This window comes from Neisseria sp. P0006.S009, assembly GCF_051962915.1.
Taxonomy (GTDB): Bacteria; Pseudomonadota; Gammaproteobacteria; order Burkholderiales; family Neisseriaceae; genus Neisseria; species Neisseria subflava_E.
This window is the reverse complement of the sequence record NZ_JBQCUV010000001.1, coordinates 423,592-442,125: the sequence shown is the minus strand read 5'-3', so window position 1 is coordinate 442,125 and position 18,534 is coordinate 423,592. Positions and strand designations below refer to the sequence as shown.

Below are 18,534 nucleotides of genomic sequence, written 5' to 3'. Positions count from 1 at the left end.
GTTTTAATCAATCAGTCTTCAACCGGTTTTTCCGCCGCCACTTGGTCGATCAGGCTGGAAATGCTCATGCCGCGTTCGAGTGATTCGTCGTATTTGAAGTGCAGCTCGGGCGTTTTGAAGAGTTTGATGCGTTTGGCCAATTCGCTGCGCAAATGGCCTTTGGCGTGTTCCAAAGCTTCTTCGGTAATGTCGCGTGTGCTGTCGTCGAGGACGGTGTAGAACACGGTCGCGTGGCTGTAATCGCGGGTGACTTCGACTTCGTTGATGGTGATGAAGCCTGCGCGCGGGTCTTTCAGGCCGGTGCGGACGAGTTCGGCAAGCTCGCGCATGATTTGTTCTTTGACACGGTCTTGGCGGGCGTAGCCGCGTTGGGGTTTTCTCATGGTTTTCCTTGATGTATGGCAGGCTGTCGTTTTCAGACGGCCTGCGGTTTGGATTTTGAACAGCTGCCTATTATAACGGAGCGCGGTTTATTGTGCTTGAACCGAGAAAGGCATATCGATTTTTTGCCATTGCGCGCTTTCGTAGTCCAGCGCGTCGGCGATGAGGGGGTGTTGCTCCAGCCATTGGGCGTTGATGCGCAAGATGAAGCTGTGGTTGTTTTCATCGATGCGAAGCTGGGTTTGCGGCGGTAAATCGAGCGGCAGGCGTGAGCGGCAGAAGAGGGCGGCCAGACGCAGGGACAATACGGCACACCACATGATTTCGTTGTCGCCGATAATGTCCGCCATTTTCTTGAGGTCGCCGCGATGGCCGATAACCAGTTGCGCCAAAATGGTTTGCTCTTTGCGTGAGAAGCCCGGCATATCGGCGTTTTCGAGAATGTAGGCGGAGTGTTTGTGATAGCCGGTATGGGCGATATCCAAACCGATTTCATGCAGACGGCCTGCGCGGCTGAGGTATTGGTTCCACAGGGCAAGCTCTTGAACGGTTACGTTTTTGGCGTGGCACAGGCTGTTCATGAAGGCTTGCGCGGTATCGGCAACACGTTTGGCTTGGTTGAGGCTGACGTGGTAGCGTTTTTGGAACTCTGCTGTTGTCTGTTCGCGCATATCGACATTGAGGCTGCGGCCGATTAAGTCGTAGAACACGCCGTCGCGGAGGGCGGCTTCGGTAACGGTCATTTTGGTCAGTGAGAGTTCGTCGAAAGCGGCCATCATTACGGCCAACCCGCCCGCAAAAACTTCGACGCGTTCGGGTTTGAGGTTTTCAAATTTGGCTTTTTTAACCGAACCGGCTTCGATAATCCTATCGGCAAGATAACGCATGCCTTGGGCGGTAATGTCGGCTTCCTGCGGCAATTCGGCCGCCAAAACGTCGCGTATGGATTTTGCCGAACCGGACGTGCCGATGGCGAAATCCCAACCGGTGCGCTTCATCAGTTTACTGATGCGTTGGATTTCGATACGCGCGGCGGAAACGGCGGCTTGGAAATCTTTGGTGGTTACTTTGTTTTGGAAGAAGCGCATGCTGTACGTTACGCAGCCCAAAGGCAGGCTTTCTGTGGTCAGCGGTTGCAAATCCGAGCCGATGACAAATTCAGTCGAGCCACCGCCAATGTCGATAACCAGCATTTTGTCGCCTTTGGGCGGCAGGGTATGTACTACGCCGGTGTAAATCAGACGCGCTTCTTCACGGCCGGCAATGACTTCGATGGGGAAGCCCAACGCCGCTTCGGCACGAGGCAGGAATTGGGCGATGTTTTTGGCGACACGGAAAGTGTTGGTGGCCACCACGCGCACGTTTTCGGGTTGGAATCCGCGCAGGCGTTCGCCAAATTTTGCCAAACATTCCAAGGCTTGTTCTTGAGAGGCTTCGCTCAGGTTTTTTTGTTCGTCCAAGCCGGCGGCAAAGCGAACCATTTGTTTGAACGAGTCGATGACTTTCAGCTGGCCGTTGTTGTTTTCACAAATTTGCAGGCGGAAACTGTTGGAACCCAAGTCGACGGAGGCTAAAACGTTGGCGGGAGTGGTGGTCATAAAAAATACCGCTTGATTAGAAAAACCTAAATGTTACTTGAGGCGGTATCACTTGACAATAAAAGGAATACAGCTCTTTGATTCTGCTCATAGATGTATTTTATAATGCTGATTTTAAGCAAATATATCAAAGGCCGTCTGAACTTTTCAGACGGCCTAAAAAGAGAAAACACATGAAATCGGAAAACCAAGATTCCTTATTTTTATCGCGCCGCCGCCTGTTGCAAGTGGGCGGAGCCATGCTTTTGACGCCTGCGACCGCATGGGCAGGAGCGCAACGTGAAGAAACGCTGGCGGATGATGTGGCTTCCGTGATGCGCAGTTCGATCAATAGCGCCAGCCCTGCGCGGCTGGTGTTTGCCGATTCGAGGGAAGGGGAGCGTTGGTTGGCGGCGATGTCTTCCCGATTGGCACGCTTTATTCCCGATGAGGGCGAGCGCCGCCGTTTGTTGGTCAATATTCAATATGAAAGCAGTCGTGCCGGACTCAACACCCAAGTGATTTTGGGTTTGATTGAAGTGGAAAGCGCGTTTCGCCAATATGCCATCAGCGGCGTGGGTGCGCGCGGTTTGATGCAGGTGATGCCGTTTTGGAAAAACTATATCGGCAATCCGTCGCACAACCTTTTCGATATCCGCACCAATCTGCGCTACGGCTGCACCATTCTTCGCCATTACAACAATATCGAAAAAGGCAATATTGTCCGCGCTTTGGCAAGGTTTAATGGCAGTTTGGGCAGTAACAAATATCCGAATGCCGTATTGGGTGCGTGGCGGAATAGATGGCAGTGGGGTTGAGCGGCTTGCGATTTGCCCCATGCAATTCCTTTGAATCCTGTATAATCAGAAAATCTGTTAATTCACACTTTCAGACGGCCTTTCGCAAATTTAAGGCCGTCTGAAACATTATTTATGGCAAGAGATAACCGCATTCAAATGTTTCCGCACGAATGGCGTGCCAGTACCACACTCTCCGGCGTTTACGCACTGCGTATGCTGGGGATGTTTTTGGTGCTGCCTGTTTTGGCAATGTATGCCGCTTCGTTGCCCGGTGCGGAAGATAATAAAGCATTGGTCGGTATGGCAATGGGCATTTACGGGCTGACACAGGCCTTGTTGCAGCTGCCATTGGGCATCGCTTCCGACAAGTTCGGCCGTAAAAAAGTGATTTATATCGGCTTGATTGTGTTTGCCGCCGGTAGTTTTTTAGCCGCAGTTGCCGACAGCCTGCAAATGCTGGTTGCCGCGCGTGCCATTCAAGGCGCGGGTGCCGTCAGTGCGGCGGTAACGGCTTTACTGGCGGATTTGACCCGTAGCGAAGTGCGGACGCGTGCGATGGCAATGATTGGCCTGAGCATCGGCTTGACCTTCTCCGTCAGCCTGGTGCTTGCGCCGATGATTGCCAGCTTTATCGGCGTATCCGGCCTGTTTGCGCTGACCGGTATCCTGACGGTAATCAGTATCGGCGTGGTTGCGTGGATGACGCCGGAGCCGGAAGAGTCAAAACTGCACGAAGACACGCAGGCTCAGCCTTCGCGTATGGGCGAGGTATTGAAAAACCGCCAACTGCTCAATCTCGACTTCGGTATTTTTGCCTTGCATGCGGCGCAAATGGCTTTATTTACCGCATTGCCGTTTGCCATGACGCAGTTGGGTTTAGAAAAAATTCATCACTGGCAAGTTTATCTGCCGTCAACCATTACCGGCCTGATTATTATGGTGCCGCTGATTATTGTCGGCGAAACGCGCAACAAGCTCAAACAAGTGTTTATCCTTGGTATCGTCTGCATTGCCGCAGCGCAAATCGGTCTGCTGTTTGGAATGCACTCGGTATGGTTGATTACCGCTTATCTGATTGTTTACTTTATTGGTTTCAATGTATTGGAAGCTAGCCTACCGTCTATGGTGTCGAAAATCGCTCCGTCCGATTTGAAAGGTACCGCGATGGGCGTGTATAACACCATGCAGTCGGTCGGCTTGTTTGTCGGCGGCGCAACCGGTGGTTTATTGTTCCAAAAATATGGTTTTGTAGGCGTATTTGCCTTTTGTAGCGTATTGATGTTGCTGTGGCTGGTATTGGCAGTCATTTCGCCGGCACCTAAACCTGTCAAAAACCTCAGCTATCCGCTTAACGCCGAATGGCAACAAAATCCGGATTTGCTCTACCAAAAATTGACCGAAATTGAAGGCGTTGAAAGCATCAGCTTTAGCGCAGATAAACAAACCATTTATATCAAGGCCTTGCAAAAAGGATTCGACCAAGAGGCCGCCGAAAAAATTATCACAGGAGTGTAAAATGTCATTGAATAAAGTTATCCTCATCGGCCGCCTCGGCCGCGACCCGGAAGTCCGCTATATGCCCAACGGCGAGGCCGTCTGTAACTTCAGCGTTGCCACCAGCGAAACGTGGAACGACCGTAACGGCCAACGCGTAGAACGTACCGAATGGCACAACATCACCATGTACCGCAAACTCGCCGAGATCGCCGGTCAATACCTGCGTAAAGGCAGCCAAGTGTATCTGGAAGGCCGTATCCAAAGCCGTAAATATCAAGGCAAAGACGGCATCGAGCGTACCGCTTACGACATTATCGCCAACGAAATGAAAATGCTCGGCGGTCGCAACGACAACAGCGGCGGCGCACCATACGATGACGGTTACAACCAAGGCGGTCATTCAAGCCAAAGCAGTTACCAACAAGCGCCACAACAGCAATACCAATCTGCTCCGGCTCAAGAACCCCCAGCCGCCCCAGCCCGTCGTCCTGCCCCGGCACAACCGACCGCTCCGGTTGATGATATCGACGACGATATTCCATTCTAATTGTTGAGCAACACAAAGGCCGTCTGAAAATATACTTTCAGACGGCCTTTAATATTATCTAAATAAAATCCTACATTTGCACCGAACCGCTGACGGTCAGGCTGATTTCTTCTGAGCCTGGGGAGGCTGGTACGCCATCTTCTATTCCTGCAGCTACCTCTGCGACAGGGGCTGCCCGCAGCATTTTGGCGCGTGCAAAATCGCCGCCGACTTGGCGGTTGCCGATATGGCCCAGGTTGAGTTTAACGATTTTGTAGCTGGAGAAGCCGAGTGTTTGGGCGAGGTTTTGGGCGCGGTCTTTGAAGCGCAGGATGACGGCTTTGCTCAGTTGGTCGACGGTTTCTTCGCGTTTTTCTTTGGATACGGAAAATGAGGAGCTTTCCAAAACGGCGATATTGATGCTGTCGGCAATCAGGCGGTTGAGTGCTTCAAAGTCTTTGCTTTCTACTTTGAAGTAGGCGTGTTCTTCCCAGCCGGTTTGGGTGCGTTTGCCGTTGGTGTATTGATAGCGCGGGGATGCGTTGCGTTCCATCAACTCGGCTTTAAATTTGCTGTTTTGGGAGATTTTGTTGAACTGGTTGAATTTTTTCATGAAGGCTTGGTTGACGGCTTGACGGTCTTTGCCTTCTGCGTTGACGCTGAAATGCGCAGTCATGGTATCCCGTGGCACTTCCATATTCGCGGATTCGGAAAATTCAACGATGTTGTAATTGAGGCTTTCTGCTGCAACGGGCAGGGAGACGGCTAGCAGTAGGGCGGTAAGGGCTGGGCGGAGCATTTTGGTTTTCCTTGTAATGCGGATTTTAAAAAAGTAATTTAGCATGAAATATGGAAACGTTGGCTTTGGCAAGCGTAAGGATTTGTATGGGTTGAGGCCGTCTGAAAAGAAGTTACTTTGTATCCATCAGGCCGACTTCATGGGGATTGAGGCGGGCTTTTTCTTCTTGGCCTAAGCCGACCAATTTCCGTAATCGGGTCATGTAGGCATTGACGTCAAGGCCCCGTCCGTAGCGTTGTGCTTCCCAGATGGTTTCTGCCAAGGCTTCCATCATATCGTGTTCGGCTTTGACCCAGTCGCCGTTGTAACGGGCGCAAAGTTGTTGGTGGATGGCACGGATGCCCGGAGGCTGGTCGATGGCGCTTTGCTCTTGCAGGGAAAGGTGTAGCGACATATGCAGGAATGGATTGCTTTCGCCGTCTTCGGGCAACCATTCTTTATCTAAATATTGTTCGATGTCTTCGAGATAGTGTCCGTATTCGGGATGGGCTTCGATAATACGCAAAGCTTTTTGTTGCAGGCTGTCTAATTGGAGCGGTGCGAGCCTGTGTTGCCAAACGTGGGCAAAGAATCGGCGGACATCGTGAGTGTTTACGTCATACATGATGGGTGGTGTGATTTGATTTTGGGATATGTGATTATATAGTGATTGCGATAAAAAAGGCCGTCTGAAACATATGTTTTCAGACGGCCTTTGTTTTGCAGGGTTTAGCGGCGGTCGATGATTCGGTAATACACTTCACCGTCTTGGACATAGCCCAATTCGACGCGGGCAATTTCGGCGATGGCCTCTTGTCCGTGTGCCAAGTCTTCAACTTCCGCATTGAGGAAATTGTTGCGCAAAGTGAGCGTTTGGTTTTTTTCCTCCTGACGGACGAGCTGCTCCTGCAATTCTTCCGTATGCCCGACGCTGCCTTTACCAAACCAAAGGCTGTACTGACAGCACAAAAGTGCGAAGGTTAAAACAAAAGTCACCCACTTCATACAATCAATATCCTATATTCTGCTTATTTGCCCAGTTGGTAGAATGCGGCTTTGCCAGGGTAGTAAGCGGCTTCGGCCAATTCTTCTTCGATGCGCAACAATTGGTTGTATTTCGCCATGCGGTCAGAACGGGACAGGGAGCCGGTTTTGATTTGCATACAGTTGGTAGCGACTGCCAAGTCGGCAATGGTGCTGTCTTCGGTCTCGCCGGAACGGTGGCTCATCACGCTGGCGTAACGGCTGCGTTTTGCCAAGTCAACGGCTTTCAGGGTTTCGCTCAAAGTACCGATTTGGTTTACTTTCACCAGCAATGCGTTTGCCACGCCTTTTTCGATGCCTTCAGCTAGGATTTTGGGATTGGTTACGAACAAGTCGTCGCCGACCAATTGAACTCGGTCGCCCAATTTTTCGGTCAGCAGTTTCCAGCCTTCCCAGTCGTTTTCGTCCATGCCGTCTTCGATGGAAATGATTGGGAATTCGTTAACCAGGCCTTCCAAGTATTCGGCAAATTCTGCGCTGGTGTAAGAGCGGCCTTCGGCTTCCAGATGGTATTTGCCGTCTTTGTAGAACTCGCTGGATGCGCAGTCCAGGGCGAACAATACGTCTTCGCCAGCTTTGTAGCCTGCGGCTTCGGTTGCTTCTACGATCAGTTGCAGGGCTTCTTTGTGGCTGTTCAGGTTAGGTGCGAAACCGCCTTCGTCGCCAACGGTAGTTGGGAAGCCTTTGGCATCACACAGTTTTTTCAGTGCGTGGAATATTTCGGCGCCGCAACGCAGAGCTTCGCGGAAAGATTTTGCGCCGACAGGCATAATCATGAATTCTTGGATGTTCAGGCTGTTGTTGGCATGTTCGCCGCCGTTGATAACGTTCATCATTGGAACAGGCAGAGCCATTGGGCCTGCGCCGCCCAAGTAACGGTACAGTGGCAGGCCTGCATCTTCAGCGGCTGCGCGTGCTACGGCCATAGAAACGGCCAAAGTAGCATTGGCACCCAAGTTGCCTTTGTTTTCAGTACCGTCCAATTCGATCATGATTTGGTCGATATAAGATTGTTCGTTGGCATCGATACCGATGAGGGCTTGCGCGATTTGGTTGTTGACGTGGTCAACGGCCTTCAATACGCCTTTGCCCAAGTAACGGGATTTGTCGCCGTCACGCAGTTCCAAAGCTTCTTTTTGTCCGGTTGATGCGCCGCTAGGTACGGCTGCGCGTCCCATGACGCCGGATTCCAACAATACGTCACACTCTACGGTAGGGTTGCCGCGGGAGTCCAAAATTTCGCGTGCAAAAATATCAACGATTGCGCTCATGAATATCTCCAAATAGGATGGTAAAAGAAAAGTAGCTTTGTTACGTTTCAGACGGCCTTAAGGATGATTGCCAAAGTCTGATAAATGCAGACATTATACCGTCTTTGCCGGGCATGGCATCGGCGTCGGTATGAAACCGACTGTAAGTTTGTTTCACGTCAATATCGCTCAAACAAACATAAGCCGTATAGTGTAACATTTTTTACCCTTTTTAGGGTGAAAAGCTGATTAAATAAGGCATAAGGCCGTCTGAAAACCAGATTAACCTTCGCCCAAAATCATTGAGCCTACGCCGTCATCGGTCAGCACTTCCAAGAGCAGGGCGTTGGGAACGCGGCCGTCTATGATATGCGTGGCTTTGACGCCGCTTTTGGCGGCTTCGACGGCAGAGGCGATTTTAGGCAGCATACCGCCGTACAGCGTACCGTCTTCAATCAGTTCGTCAATGCGGCTTGGCGTCAGGGTGGTTAATAATTTGCCTTCTTTATCCAGTACGCCGGGGATATTGGTCATCATCAGCAGTTTTTCGGCTTGAAGTTTTTCCGCCAGTTTTCCGGCAACCAAGTCAGCATTGATATTGAACGCTTCGCCGTTTTGTCCTACGCCGATAGGTGCGATGACAGGGATGCAGCCGCGTTCGACCAAGCCTTCCACCAAACGGGTATCGATGTCCGCCACTGTGCCGACTTGACCGATGTCCACGCCTTTTTGTTCGGGCGTGTCGATCAGGAGTTTTTCCGCTTTGATGAAGTGGTTGTCACGGCCGGTAATACCGACGGCGCGACCGCCGAAGGTAGTAATCATGGAAACGATTTCTTTATTGACGTGTCCGCCCAAAACCATTTCTACGATGTCCATGGTTTCGCTGTCGGTCACGCGCATGCCTTGAACAAATTCTCCTTTTTTGCCGACTTTTTCCAACATTTCATTGATTTGCGGGCCGCCGCCGTGAACGATGACGGGATGCAGACCGATCAGTTTGAGCAGGACGACATCGCGTGCGAAGCCCTCTTTTAAGGCCGACTCGGTCATGGCGTTGCCGCCGTATTTGATGACGATGATGGAGCCGGAAAAACGGCGGATATAAGGTAAAGATTCGGCAAGGACGTGAGCCTTGATGGCAGGGGAGACAGATTGTTGCTGGGTCATGGTTTCAACCTTGTTTCATGATTTCGGCCTTTATCTTAATCCCAAAGGCCGTCTGAAACAATATTTCCAAGCGCTTGAAATCCTGTTAAATCAGTTAAATGGTTGAAACCAGCCTCATGCAAACGGTAAAATGACGGTTTGCTTCGGCCTCTTCGCCGATTACTAAGGATACCCATGATGAAAATCAGCACCCAATTCGATGCCGGTTCGGTCGTTGTCAAAGACTTGAGCAACCCTGCCGATATCCATCTCGCCCTGCGTCCCGACAATGCTTCGGAGTTTGCCCAATGGTTTTACTTCCGTTTGCAGGGTGCGGCCTATCAAAACTGCGTGATGCATTTTGAAAATGCGGCGGACGCTGCGTATCCTTTGGGCTGGGAGGACTATCAGGCTTGCGCTTCTTACGACCGCCAAAATTGGTTCCGCGTGCCGACCAGCTACGAAAACGGCGTGTTGACCATCAACCATACGCCTTTGTCCAACAGCGTTTACTACGCTTATTTCGAGCCTTATTCCAACGAGCAGCATTTGAACCTTTTGGGCGATGCGCAGGGCAGCGGTTTGTGCCGTATCGACGATTTGGGCAGTACCGTTCAAGGCCGCGACATCAATCTTTTGACCATCGGCAACCAAGTCGAAAGCGACATGAAAGTTTGGATTATCGCCCGTCAACATCCGGGCGAAACCATGGCGGAATGGTTTGTCGAAGGTTTGCTGGGCCGCCTGCTTGATCCGCAAGATCCGACCGCGCGCATGCTGCTTGACCGTGCGACTTTCTACATTGTACCGAATATGAATCCGGACGGCTCGGTTTTGGGCAATTTGCGCACCAATGCCGCCGGCGCCAACCTCAACCGCGAATGGGAAAAACCGACTTTGGAGCGAAGCCCTGAAGTCTTTTCCGTCCGCGAAAAAATGATGGAAACCGGCGTGGATTTGTTCTTGGATATTCACGGCGATGAAGGCCTGCCGTTTGTCTTTGTAGCCGGTACCGAAGGCGTGCCGAACTACAACGAACGCATCGAAGCCTTGGAAGACCAATTCAAACTTGCGCTGCTCAATGCCAGCCCCGATTTCCAAGACGATTACGGCTATGACAAAGATGCGCCGGGTCAGGCAAACATGACTTTGGCGACCAACTGGGTCGGTAATCATTTCAACTGCCTTGCCTATACTTTGGAAATGCCGTTTAAAGACAATGCCAACCTGCCGGACGATGATTTCGGCTGGAACGGCCAACGCTCGCTGCGCTTGGGCGAGGCAATGTTGTCTGCGATTTTGAATGTGGTTGACGATTTGCGTTAAACCGTCCGACACTGCATACAGGCCGTCTGAAAGTTCAGGCTTTCAGACGGCCTTTGAGATAAGGAATACATATTATGATGATACATCCCCAGTTTGATCCGGTGCTGATCAGTATCGGCCCGCTTGCCATCCGTTGGTATGCCTTGAGCTATATCGTCGGCTTTATCCTGTTTACGATTTTGGGCCGCCGCCGTATCGCGCAAGGTAATTCTGTGTTTACCAAAGAAACACTCGACGATTTCCTGACTTGGGGTATCTTGGGCGTGATCTTGGGCGGCCGTATCGGCTACGTTTTGTTTTATAAATTTTCCGATTATCTTGCCAACCCTTTGGATATTTTCAAAGTTTGGGAAGGCGGCATGTCGTTTCACGGCGGATTCTTGGGTGTGGTCGTTGCCATGTGGCTGTTTGGCCGCAAGCACAACATCAGTATTTTAAAATTGATGGATACCGTTGCACCGCTCGTACCGCTGGGCTTGGCTTCCGGCCGTATCGGCAACTTTATCAACGGCGAACTTTGGGGACGCGTGACCGAACTCAATGCTTTCTGGGCGATGGGTTTCCCGCAAGCGCGTTACGAAGATACGGAAGCTGCGGCGCACAATCCTTTGTGGGCCGAATGGCTGCAACAATACGGTATGCTGCCGCGCCACCCGTCTCAGCTTTACCAGTTTGCCCTTGAAGGCATTTGCCTGTTTGTCATCGTTTGGATTTTCTCGAAAAAACCACGTCCGGCCGGACAAACGGCAGCATTATTCTTGGGCGGTTACGGTTTGTTCCGCTTTATTGCAGAATTTGCCCGTCAGCCTGACGACTATCTTGGCCTGCTGACTTTGGGTTTGTCCATGGGTCAATGGTTGAGCGTGCCGATGATTGTATTGGGTGTGATTGGTTTTGTTTGGTTTGGCCGTAAAAACAGTGTTGCCAAAGCGTAAATAAAACAAGAAATAAAGGCCGTCTGAAAAGGTTTTCAGACGGCCTTTTTATGGTTTCAAGCAAACGGATTTTGGGTTTAACCGAAAAAGCCCATTTTGACTTGAATGAGTTTTTCCAACTCTGGCAGGACGCGGCGGCGTGAAACGAAGAAGATAATGTGGTCGCCGTCTTGGAGGATGGTTTCGGTGTGGTGTCCCATGATGACTTCGCCGGTTGCGCCGCGGACGATAGCAGCGATGTAGCAGTCGTTTGGCCATTTGATGCCGCTGATACGGCGGCCGACGATGGCGGAAGTGTTTTTGTCGCCGTGTACCACCACTTCGATGGCTTCGGCCGTGCCGCGGCGCAGGGGGTGGACGGCAACGACGTCGCCGCGGCGAATGTGGGCGAGGATGGAGCCGATGGTAATCAGGTGGGGGGAAACGACGATATCGATTTTGTTGCCTTCGAGCAAATCGACGTAGCTTGAGCGGTTGACGATGGTGATTACGCGTTTGGCACCAAGGTTTTTCGCCAGCAGGCTGGACATGATGTTGTTTTCGTCGTCGTTGGTCAGCGCGCAGAAGACGTCGATTTCGTCGATGTATTCTTCGTCCAGCAGGGTTTCATCGGTGGCGGAACCTTGCAGGACGAGGGTGTTGTCCAGATTCTCGGCCAGCCATTCGGCGCGGTGGGGTTTGTATTCGATGATTTTGATGTCGTATTTGGATTCGAGCTGTTTGGCGAGGCGGTAGCCGATGTTACCGCCGCCGGCAATCATGATGCGGCGGGTACGCGCTTCTTTCGGACGCAATTCGCGCATGATGGCTTCAACGCTGTTGATGTCGGCAGCAAACAGGACTTCATCGCCTTCGATGATGACGGTTTGCGGCGTTGGGACGATCAGGCGGTTGTTGCGGTAGATGGCGCAGATTTGGCAGTCCGCACCTTCGAGCAGGTGTTGGTTGATATCGGCAATTTCACGCCCGATCAGCAAACCGCCTTTGCGTGCTTGAACAATTACCATGCGGACTTGGTCGTTGGCAAAGCTGAGTACTTGCAATGCGCTGGTGTAGCTGAGCAGTCCGACAAGTTGTTCGGTAACCAGTTGTTCGGGGCTGATGGTTTCCGTAATGCCGAAGATATTGAGGCTGCCTTCTTCGGGTTTGTCGCTGCCGGCAACCGGATATTCGAGGTATTCACTTGAGCGTACGCGTGCGATGCGACTGGGGATATTGAACAGGTCGGCGGCGATTTTGGAGGCAACGATGTTGGTTTCGTCACTGCGGGTCAGGGCAAGCAGGAGGTCGGAGTCAGCCGCACCTGCCTGTTCGAGGGTAAAGGGCGATGCGCCGTTGCCGACGATGGTTTGGACATCGAGGCGACTGCTGATACGGTTGAGCGCTTTTTCGTCGATGTCGATGATGGTAACGTCGTTGCTGGGAACAGAGGCGAGGTTTTGGGCGACGGTCGAGCCGACTTGGCCGCTGCCGAGAATAAGTATTTTCACGGTAATCGAGTGTGTTCGGTAAAAATGAAATTGTAACAAAAGACCGTCTGAAATTGGAGTTTCAGACGGCCTGATTTTTCAATCGGCTAAAGGATTACCAATAGCCCAAGGCTTTCCACCACAAGATGCCGACAGTGCTGAAAATCAGAATTTCGACCACGCTCATGATGAAGCCGGCTTTCCACCATTCGGTCATGGTTACATAGTTGGAGCCGTAAATGACAGGTGCAGAACCGGTAGCGTAGTGGGTCAGCGACATCATGATGCCGGTAGCGGCTGCCATAACCAGGGCAAACAGCATCGGTGGTGCGCCCAAGGCCAAGCCTGCGCCGTAGAATGCGCCGAACATGGCGGTAACGTGTGCCGTACCGCTGGCGAAAACGTAGTGGGCGTAGAGGTAGGCCAGCATCAACAGGGCACAACCGGCTTCCCAACCCAAACCCATGTGGGCGATACCGCTTTGCATGGAGTCGGATAACCAACTGATGAGGCCCAGTTTGTTGAGGAAGTTTGCCATCATAACCAAGGCCGCAAACCAGACGATGGTATCCCACGCGCTTTTTTCTTTCAACGCATCTTCCCAAGTCAGTACGCCGGTCAACAGGCACAAGCTCAAGCCGAGGAAGGTGGTGGCGGTAGCGTCAACTTTCACGCCGAACAGCATCTCGGGAATACCCGCCCACAACAGCAGCAGAACCAGGAAAATACCCAGCATGATTTTTTCTTCACGCTTCATCGGCCCCATGGCAGCCAAATGCTCTTTTGCCAATGCAGTGGCGTTAGGGGTTTGTTTGATTTCAGGCGGATACAGGAAATACAACACCAGCGGCATCAGCAGCATGGCAAGCAGGCCGGGTACTACCATTGCCAAGAACCAAGTACCCCAAGAGAGTTGGATTTGTGAATTGGTGGCTTTGGCAACCAATTCGACCACCAGTGGATTAGGTGCGGTGGCAGTGATAAAAATCAGACAGGTAATTACGTTGGAGTGGAAGTTGACCAGTGAAAGGTATTTGCCGATTTTGCCTTCCGTACCCTTTTCAGGGTCGGAGTCGAAGCTTAAGGCAATGGATTTCATAATCGGATGCACAATCGCACCACCGCGCGCAGTATTACTCGGCGTTACCGGACCGATGACCAAGTCGGCTAGTGCCAAGCTGTAACCTACGCCCAGCGTGCGTTTGCCGAAGAGGGAAATCAAAAGGTAGCCGATACGCATACCCAAGCCGGTTTTCAACAGGCCGCGCGAAATGATGATGGCGATACCGATCATCCAGATGAGTGAGTTGTTGAGGCTGCTCAAAGCATCTTTGGTTGCGTCGGCGGCTTTTTCATTGGTCACACCGGTCAGTGCAACCAAGGTAATGCCCAAAATCGCCATTGCGCCGATAGGCATGGCTTTGCCGATGATGCCGGCAATAATGCCGACGAACAATGCCAAAAGATGCCATGCGTCAGGCGATACGCCTTGAGGAACGGGGATAACGAACCAGATAAGCAGCGTCAGCACAAGTGCGACCGCAGCAGGAATTGGCTTGAAGCCCATGTTGAATCTCCTAATTTGAGGATTGAAGTATTGGGAAATCGGTTTTCAGACGGCCTTTACAGTAACAGGCCGTCTGAAAACAACGTCGTTTTACTCCTGTTCTTGCAGCAGGCCGTACTCTTCGGGGAAGGTGCGCAGCGAGCTTTGCAACACGGTAACCGCGCCGTCAATCAAACCGCAACGGCCGCTTCGTGGCAACAGTTGGCACAGGCTTTGCAAGGCGTGCAGGTCGTCGGGAGTGCCGATGCCGGTGTCCACGCGGTTGAGCAGGCGGGAAAGCTGGAATGTGCCGCCTTTACACGGTGGGCATTGACCGCATGAGTTGGAAGCAAAAAATTCCACATACTCGGCCACTTTACGCACCACGCTGGTGCCTTCGGAAATCACAATCATCGCGCCGGTACCGAGGCTGGATTTGCGTTCGCGCACGGAAACGAAGTCCAAAGGCACATCCAAATCTTTTACGGTCAAAAGCGTATTGGACGGGCCGCCGGTAAATACGGCTTTAAACGTACGGCCTTCGAGCATACCGCCGCCGTGATCGTAAATCAGTGATTGCAGGGTTGTGCCCATCGGCAGTTCGTACAGGCCCGGGTTCAATACGTCGCCGGAGAGTGAGTAGAGTTTCGTACCGGCTGCATCGCCCAAACCCAAAGATTTGTACCATTCCGCACCTTTAGCAAGGATTTGTGGAATATTGGCGAAGGTTTCGGTATTGTTGATAAGGGTCGGCTCACCGTTGACACCGCTTTCGGCAGGGAAAGGCGGCTTGCGGCGGGGGAAGGGGAAACCGCCTTCCAGCCATGAAATCACGGCAGTTTCTTCACCGCCGATATAACGTCCTGAAGTTTCAACCAGTTGCAAGTCCAAAGGTTTACCCAAGTAGTTTTCGATACGGATAAACAAATCGCTGTTTTTCCATTGCTCGATGGCCGGTGTGATGGAAGCGATGGATTCGGTTTGATGAGGGTTGACGTACAGAATCGCTTTGTTGGCACGGCAGGCAACGGCGGCAATCAGGACGCCTTCGATGACTTGGTGCGGCGTATTTGCCAGCAGTACTCGGTCTTTAAATGTACCCGGTTCGTCTTCGTTGGCATTGCAGACAACGTATTTGTCACCATTTTTGCTTTGGGCGGCAACGGCGGCCTCCCATTTGCGCCAAGTCGGGAAACCTGCACCGCCCATACCGCAAAGATTGGCATCTTGCAGTTTGGAAACAATGCTTTGTGGATCGGCAAGCGCAGCCAGCAGGCCTTCGCCACCGCCGACTTTGCGCCAAGCGGCTAAATCTGCGCCGACTTGGCGGGAAGGATGCAGTAAGTTTTGATTGGCTTGGTTCATGATTGTTGCTCCTGCAAACCGGCGTGTTCGCGCAAATCGAATTTGCCGTAGTCGGGATATAAAACGGGGGCTTTGATGTCGCTGGTCAGACCGGCGCGGGTCATTTCGCGTTGCAGGTCGTGGACGTGTCCGACACCGCCGCGTACTTTTTTCAGAGGCAGGCCGCAACCGGCGGCGGCTTTACCCGCGCGGCGGCCGAAGCTGATGATGTCCAAAAGCGCATTGCCCATCAGGCGGTTGCGGCCGTGAATACCGCCGGTTACTTCGCCGGCGCAATAGAGACCTTCAACGCAGGTTGCGCCATCGCCGTTGATTTCGATACCGCCGTTTTGATAGTGCAGGGTCGGATGAATCATGGCCGGCTCAACGGCAGGGTCGATGCCGCATTTATGGGCAACGTGGCCGAGTGTTACCAAACGGTTTAATACGTCAGGGTCGTTAGCAATCAGGCGCGGGGTGTCGAGGAACACGCCGACTTGACCGTCTCGTACCACGCCGCGGCCTTCGCGGCATTCACGCAGAATCGCAGCGGCAACAACGTCGCGCGGTTGCAATTCGTCAACGAAACGTTCGCCCAAACCGTTGACCAGCTTGGTGCCTGCAGAGCGCACTGCTTCGGAAATCAGCGCGCCTGCCAAGTGTGGAGGGTGGGCGACGCCGGTTGGGTGGTATTGGAAAGAATCGACATCGCGCAGTTTGGCGCCGATACGGTAAGCCATTACCAGGCCGTCTGCAGTCGCGCCATAGTGGTTGGAAGTGGCGAAACCTTGCAAATGCAGGCGTCCGCTGCCGCCGGTTGCCAATACCACGGCTTTGGCGTGAACCAATACCAAAGAGCGTTTTTCCAAATCGTACAAAATCGCGCCGACGCAGCGGCCGTGTTCGTCCGACAATAATTCGATGGCGGGGTGGCGGTTGAGCTGTGTGATGTTTTCGTCGAGCTCGACTGCCTCGCGCAGTACGCGCATCATTTCGAGGCCGGTAAAGTCGCGGTAGCTCAAAATACGCGGTACGGTTGTACCACCTGCGCGTTTGCGGCTCAACATGCCGTTGCTGTCCGCGCCTTTGGCAAGGTCGAAAGTCATGCCCAAACCGATCAGCCAGCGGATGGCGGACGGCGCGTCGGTAACCATTTGCGCCACCAATTCTTTTTTGCCTGCGTTGTGGCCGCCTTTGATGGTATCGTCAAAGTGTTGTTGCAGGCTGTCTTCCGCGCCGACCGCAGCTTGAATGCCGCCTTCGGCCATCACGGTATTACTGTCGCCGATACGCAGTTTGTTCGCCATGATGACGCGTGCTCCGGCTTCAGTGGCAGACAATGCCGCTGCCGCGCCCGCTCCGCCGCCACCAATTACCAATACGTCGGTGTTCAAGTGTTCTGCGCCTGATAAATTATAGTCGTCAATCAGAGGCTGACTGATTAAGAGTTTGGCCAAATCAGTATGGCAGTAATCGCCTTGGTTTGGGCCGATAGGCAGTTTCACACGTGCATTTGCCTGATAGTCAGGGTGAAATTGGCTCAGTAATTCGTTTTTTTCAGGTAAATCGCCGCGCAGCTCCAATGAGGACGCACGCAGGTTGGCAAGGGCAGTTTCGTAGTCTATGCCTTGGATTTTGTTAACCATTACACTGACTCCTCTTCAAATTCGACTTTCATTTTGCCGCTGTCGATTTCGCGCAGGCGGCGCATCAAATCCACAGGACGCAATGTGCGCGCCGCTTTCATACGGCGGGCGAACAAGCCCAAGTGGTTCGGACGGATGTGTTCAGGGCAGGAGAGGGTGCAGAGGTTGCACATCACGCATTGGTCAAAGGTCAGCGCAGCCGCACTGAAATCGCCGGAAACTACCTGCGCTACGCCGTTTTCCACTTGCAAACCTTTAGGACAGGCTCGATTACAGCCGCCGCAATGACGGCAATTTTGCGCTTCAGGGAAGGCTTTGGCGGTATCGTCCAACCAGTTCCAGCCATCACCAATCTCGCCGACGTCGTAATATTGGATGTGCTCCGGAATAAAGTAGTCCAAGAAGCTGACTTGCATGCCTTCTTCAACTTTGGTTTCGCATGCCAGTGCAGTGGTGACTTCGCGCTCGCCTTCTTTACGAATCATACAGCGGCAGGAACCGCATACGCCTTGACCCATACAGCCGACATTGGCAGTAATTGCATTGCCTGAACGGGCATAGGCTTGGATGATTGACGAGTCGGCGGAAGCTTTGACTTCATGGCCGTCTATGGTCAGGGTTAACAAATTTTCACTCATGGTTTGTTCCTGTGAAATTGGAAGTTGGAATAGTGGGTAATTTGATTAATTGTATTTTTATTACATTTATTGCGTATGAGGAAAATATCCAAGTGATTTACTCGGAAATTCTTTTAAAATCAATGTTTATCTTTATGAGTCGAAGTGTATCAGAATTTAGTGGTTTTGATGATAGGGGTAACCTAAGGTTTTATAGAAGGAGGATTGCAAACAAAATATGCCTATTATTTAGACAAATTTATTACAACAATTTGATTTTAAAGGTAAAATAAAATTACTTTTTTATTATAAATTTTAAAATATTCGTATATTTACTAGTAAAAATCATTATTATATGTTAGACAATTTTACATAGATTGTTGTATATATTGAATAATATTCTGATAGGTAAGTAAGTGAAAAGATTGTTATAAAATTTCAGAAAATTAAATGAGTTTGATATCAGTCAAGAAGATTGAGGGAGAAAATGACACAGATTTTACAATTGTGTATCGTGTTGGAAAATAAGAAAGGCCGTCTGAAATTTAGGTGGTTTCCTTTTAAATACAAGCTACTAAATTTCTTTCTCAGATACTTAAGGCAAACATTTTCAGACGGACTTGTAATTAGAATATCATTTAAAAATAAT

17 protein-coding genes are annotated in these 18,534 nt (G+C 51.5%); 5 read left to right on the top strand and 12 right to left on the bottom strand.

Annotated features, from left to right (window positions below; genetic code table 11):
- Positions 1 to 11: 11 nt before the first annotated feature.
- Entirely contained in the window at positions 12 to 383 is a 372-nt protein-coding gene (gene rbfA / locus ACTHTK_RS02090) for a 30S ribosome-binding factor RbfA (RefSeq protein WP_003685554.1), read from the bottom strand.
- A gap of 87 nt (positions 384 to 470) precedes the next feature.
- Positions 471 to 1,979 carry an exopolyphosphatase gene (gene ppx, locus ACTHTK_RS02085; protein WP_440378295.1) on the bottom strand — a complete coding sequence of 503 codons (1,509 nt, stop codon included), beginning with the start codon at positions 1,977 to 1,979 and terminating at the stop codon, positions 471 to 473.
- Between the two features lie 173 nt (positions 1,980 to 2,152).
- On the opposite strand from ppx, the gene ACTHTK_RS02080 reads away from it, so the two are divergent.
- From ACTHTK_RS02080 to ACTHTK_RS02070, 3 genes are all read left to right on the top strand, one after another.
- The gene (locus ACTHTK_RS02080) at positions 2,153 to 2,776 is read left to right on the top strand and encodes a lytic transglycosylase domain-containing protein (protein WP_039863563.1); all 624 of its coding nucleotides are present in this window, start codon (positions 2,153 to 2,155) and stop codon (positions 2,774 to 2,776) included.
- 114 nt (positions 2,777 to 2,890) lie between these two features.
- Entirely contained in the window at positions 2,891 to 4,273 is a 1,383-nt protein-coding gene (locus tag ACTHTK_RS02075) for an MFS transporter (protein ID WP_440378294.1), read from the top strand.
- A gap of 1 nt (position 4,274) precedes the next feature.
- Positions 4,275 to 4,802: a single-stranded DNA-binding protein gene (locus ACTHTK_RS02070; protein WP_049332709.1), complete on the top strand. Its 528-nt coding sequence runs from the start codon at positions 4,275 to 4,277 to the stop codon at positions 4,800 to 4,802.
- 70 nt (positions 4,803 to 4,872) lie between these two features.
- On the opposite strand, the gene ACTHTK_RS02065 is transcribed toward ACTHTK_RS02070, so the two are convergent.
- From ACTHTK_RS02065 to argB, 5 genes are all read right to left on the bottom strand, one after another.
- Positions 4,873 to 5,580 (bottom strand): SIMPL domain-containing protein, encoded by a 708-nt coding sequence (locus ACTHTK_RS02065; RefSeq protein ID WP_440378293.1) that lies wholly within the window; start codon positions 5,578 to 5,580, stop codon positions 4,873 to 4,875.
- A gap of 112 nt (positions 5,581 to 5,692) precedes the next feature.
- Positions 5,693 to 6,184 carry a DUF1841 family protein gene (locus ACTHTK_RS02060; protein WP_440378292.1) on the bottom strand — a complete coding sequence of 164 codons (492 nt, stop codon included), beginning with the start codon at positions 6,182 to 6,184 and terminating at the stop codon, positions 5,693 to 5,695.
- A gap of 104 nt (positions 6,185 to 6,288) precedes the next feature.
- Positions 6,289 to 6,564 carry a cell division protein FtsB gene (gene ftsB, locus ACTHTK_RS02055; RefSeq protein ID WP_003679613.1) on the bottom strand — a complete coding sequence of 92 codons (276 nt, stop codon included), beginning with the start codon at positions 6,562 to 6,564 and terminating at the stop codon, positions 6,289 to 6,291.
- Between the two features lie 23 nt (positions 6,565 to 6,587).
- Positions 6,588 to 7,874, bottom strand: a complete 1,287-nt coding sequence (gene eno / locus ACTHTK_RS02050; protein WP_440378291.1) for a phosphopyruvate hydratase — start codon at positions 7,872 to 7,874, stop codon at positions 6,588 to 6,590.
- A 261-nt stretch (positions 7,875 to 8,135) separates the two neighbouring features.
- Positions 8,136 to 9,023, bottom strand: a complete 888-nt coding sequence (gene argB, locus ACTHTK_RS02045; RefSeq protein WP_440378290.1) for an acetylglutamate kinase — start codon at positions 9,021 to 9,023, stop codon at positions 8,136 to 8,138.
- Positions 9,024 to 9,197: 174 nt separating this feature from the next.
- Here argB and ACTHTK_RS02040 point away from each other — a divergent pair, with 174 nt between their 5' ends.
- Complete coding sequence (locus ACTHTK_RS02040; protein WP_440378289.1) at positions 9,198 to 10,328, top strand: M14 family metallopeptidase; 1,131 nt, start codon at positions 9,198 to 9,200, stop codon at positions 10,326 to 10,328.
- A 74-nt stretch (positions 10,329 to 10,402) separates the two neighbouring features.
- Positions 10,403 to 11,263 (top strand): prolipoprotein diacylglyceryl transferase, encoded by an 861-nt coding sequence (gene lgt / locus ACTHTK_RS02035; protein WP_049348460.1) that lies wholly within the window; start codon positions 10,403 to 10,405, stop codon positions 11,261 to 11,263.
- A gap of 77 nt (positions 11,264 to 11,340) precedes the next feature.
- On the opposite strand, the gene trkA is transcribed toward lgt, so the two are convergent.
- The 5 genes from trkA to ACTHTK_RS02010 form a co-directional block, all read right to left on the bottom strand.
- Entirely contained in the window at positions 11,341 to 12,753 is a 1,413-nt protein-coding gene (trkA, locus tag ACTHTK_RS02030) for a Trk system potassium transporter TrkA (protein ID WP_440378288.1), read from the bottom strand.
- A 94-nt stretch (positions 12,754 to 12,847) separates the two neighbouring features.
- On the bottom strand, positions 12,848 to 14,299 hold the full coding sequence (locus tag ACTHTK_RS02025) for a DASS family sodium-coupled anion symporter (protein ID WP_440378287.1): 1,452 nt from the start codon (positions 14,297 to 14,299) through the stop codon (positions 12,848 to 12,850).
- 90 nt (positions 14,300 to 14,389) lie between these two features.
- A complete protein-coding gene (locus ACTHTK_RS02020) occupies positions 14,390 to 15,643 on the bottom strand; it encodes a complex I 51 kDa subunit family protein (RefSeq protein WP_440378286.1) in 1,254 nt (417 codons plus the stop codon).
- Complete coding sequence (locus ACTHTK_RS02015) at positions 15,640 to 17,268, bottom strand: FAD-binding protein (RefSeq protein WP_440378285.1); 1,629 nt, start codon at positions 17,266 to 17,268, stop codon at positions 15,640 to 15,642. The genes ACTHTK_RS02020 and ACTHTK_RS02015 overlap by 4 nt, the downstream gene beginning before the upstream one ends.
- A complete protein-coding gene (locus ACTHTK_RS02010; protein WP_107723437.1) occupies positions 17,268 to 17,906 on the bottom strand; it encodes a 2Fe-2S iron-sulfur cluster-binding protein in 639 nt (212 codons plus the stop codon). Before ACTHTK_RS02010 ends, ACTHTK_RS02015 begins: the two co-directional genes overlap by 1 nt.
- Positions 17,907 to 18,534: the final 628 nt, after the last annotated feature.

Excerpts from the sequence above, each read along its gene's own strand:
- ACTHTK_RS02070 (WP_049332709.1), top strand. The coding sequence starts at position 4,275 with ATGTCATTGAATAAAGTTATCCTCATCGGCCGCCTCGGCCGCGACCCG.
- argB (WP_440378290.1), bottom strand. The coding sequence starts at position 9,023 with ATGACCCAGCAACAATCTGTCTCCCCTGCCATCAAGGCTCACGTCCTT.
- ACTHTK_RS02020 (WP_440378286.1), bottom strand. The coding sequence starts at position 15,643 with ATGAACCAAGCCAATCAAAACTTACTGCATCCTTCCCGCCAAGTCGGC.
- ppx (WP_440378295.1), bottom strand. The coding sequence starts at position 1,979 with ATGACCACCACTCCCGCCAACGTTTTAGCCTCCGTCGACTTGGGTTCC.
- ACTHTK_RS02015 (WP_440378285.1), bottom strand. The coding sequence starts at position 17,268 with ATGGTTAACAAAATCCAAGGCATAGACTACGAAACTGCCCTTGCCAAC.
- ACTHTK_RS02040 (WP_440378289.1), top strand. The coding sequence starts at position 9,198 with ATGATGAAAATCAGCACCCAATTCGATGCCGGTTCGGTCGTTGTCAAA.
- eno (WP_440378291.1), bottom strand. The coding sequence starts at position 7,874 with ATGAGCGCAATCGTTGATATTTTTGCACGCGAAATTTTGGACTCCCGC.
- ACTHTK_RS02010 (WP_107723437.1), bottom strand. The coding sequence starts at position 17,906 with ATGAGTGAAAATTTGTTAACCCTGACCATAGACGGCCATGAAGTCAAA.
- rbfA (WP_003685554.1), bottom strand. The coding sequence starts at position 383 with ATGAGAAAACCCCAACGCGGCTACGCCCGCCAAGACCGTGTCAAAGAA.
- ACTHTK_RS02080 (WP_039863563.1), top strand. The coding sequence starts at position 2,153 with ATGAAATCGGAAAACCAAGATTCCTTATTTTTATCGCGCCGCCGCCTG.
- ACTHTK_RS02025 (WP_440378287.1), bottom strand. The coding sequence starts at position 14,299 with ATGGGCTTCAAGCCAATTCCTGCTGCGGTCGCACTTGTGCTGACGCTG.
- ACTHTK_RS02065 (WP_440378293.1), bottom strand. The coding sequence starts at position 5,580 with ATGCTCCGCCCAGCCCTTACCGCCCTACTGCTAGCCGTCTCCCTGCCC.
- ACTHTK_RS02060 (WP_440378292.1), bottom strand. The coding sequence starts at position 6,184 with ATGTATGACGTAAACACTCACGATGTCCGCCGATTCTTTGCCCACGTT.
- ftsB (WP_003679613.1), bottom strand. The coding sequence starts at position 6,564 with ATGAAGTGGGTGACTTTTGTTTTAACCTTCGCACTTTTGTGCTGTCAG.
- ACTHTK_RS02075 (WP_440378294.1), top strand. The coding sequence starts at position 2,891 with ATGGCAAGAGATAACCGCATTCAAATGTTTCCGCACGAATGGCGTGCC.
- lgt (WP_049348460.1), top strand. The coding sequence starts at position 10,403 with ATGATGATACATCCCCAGTTTGATCCGGTGCTGATCAGTATCGGCCCG.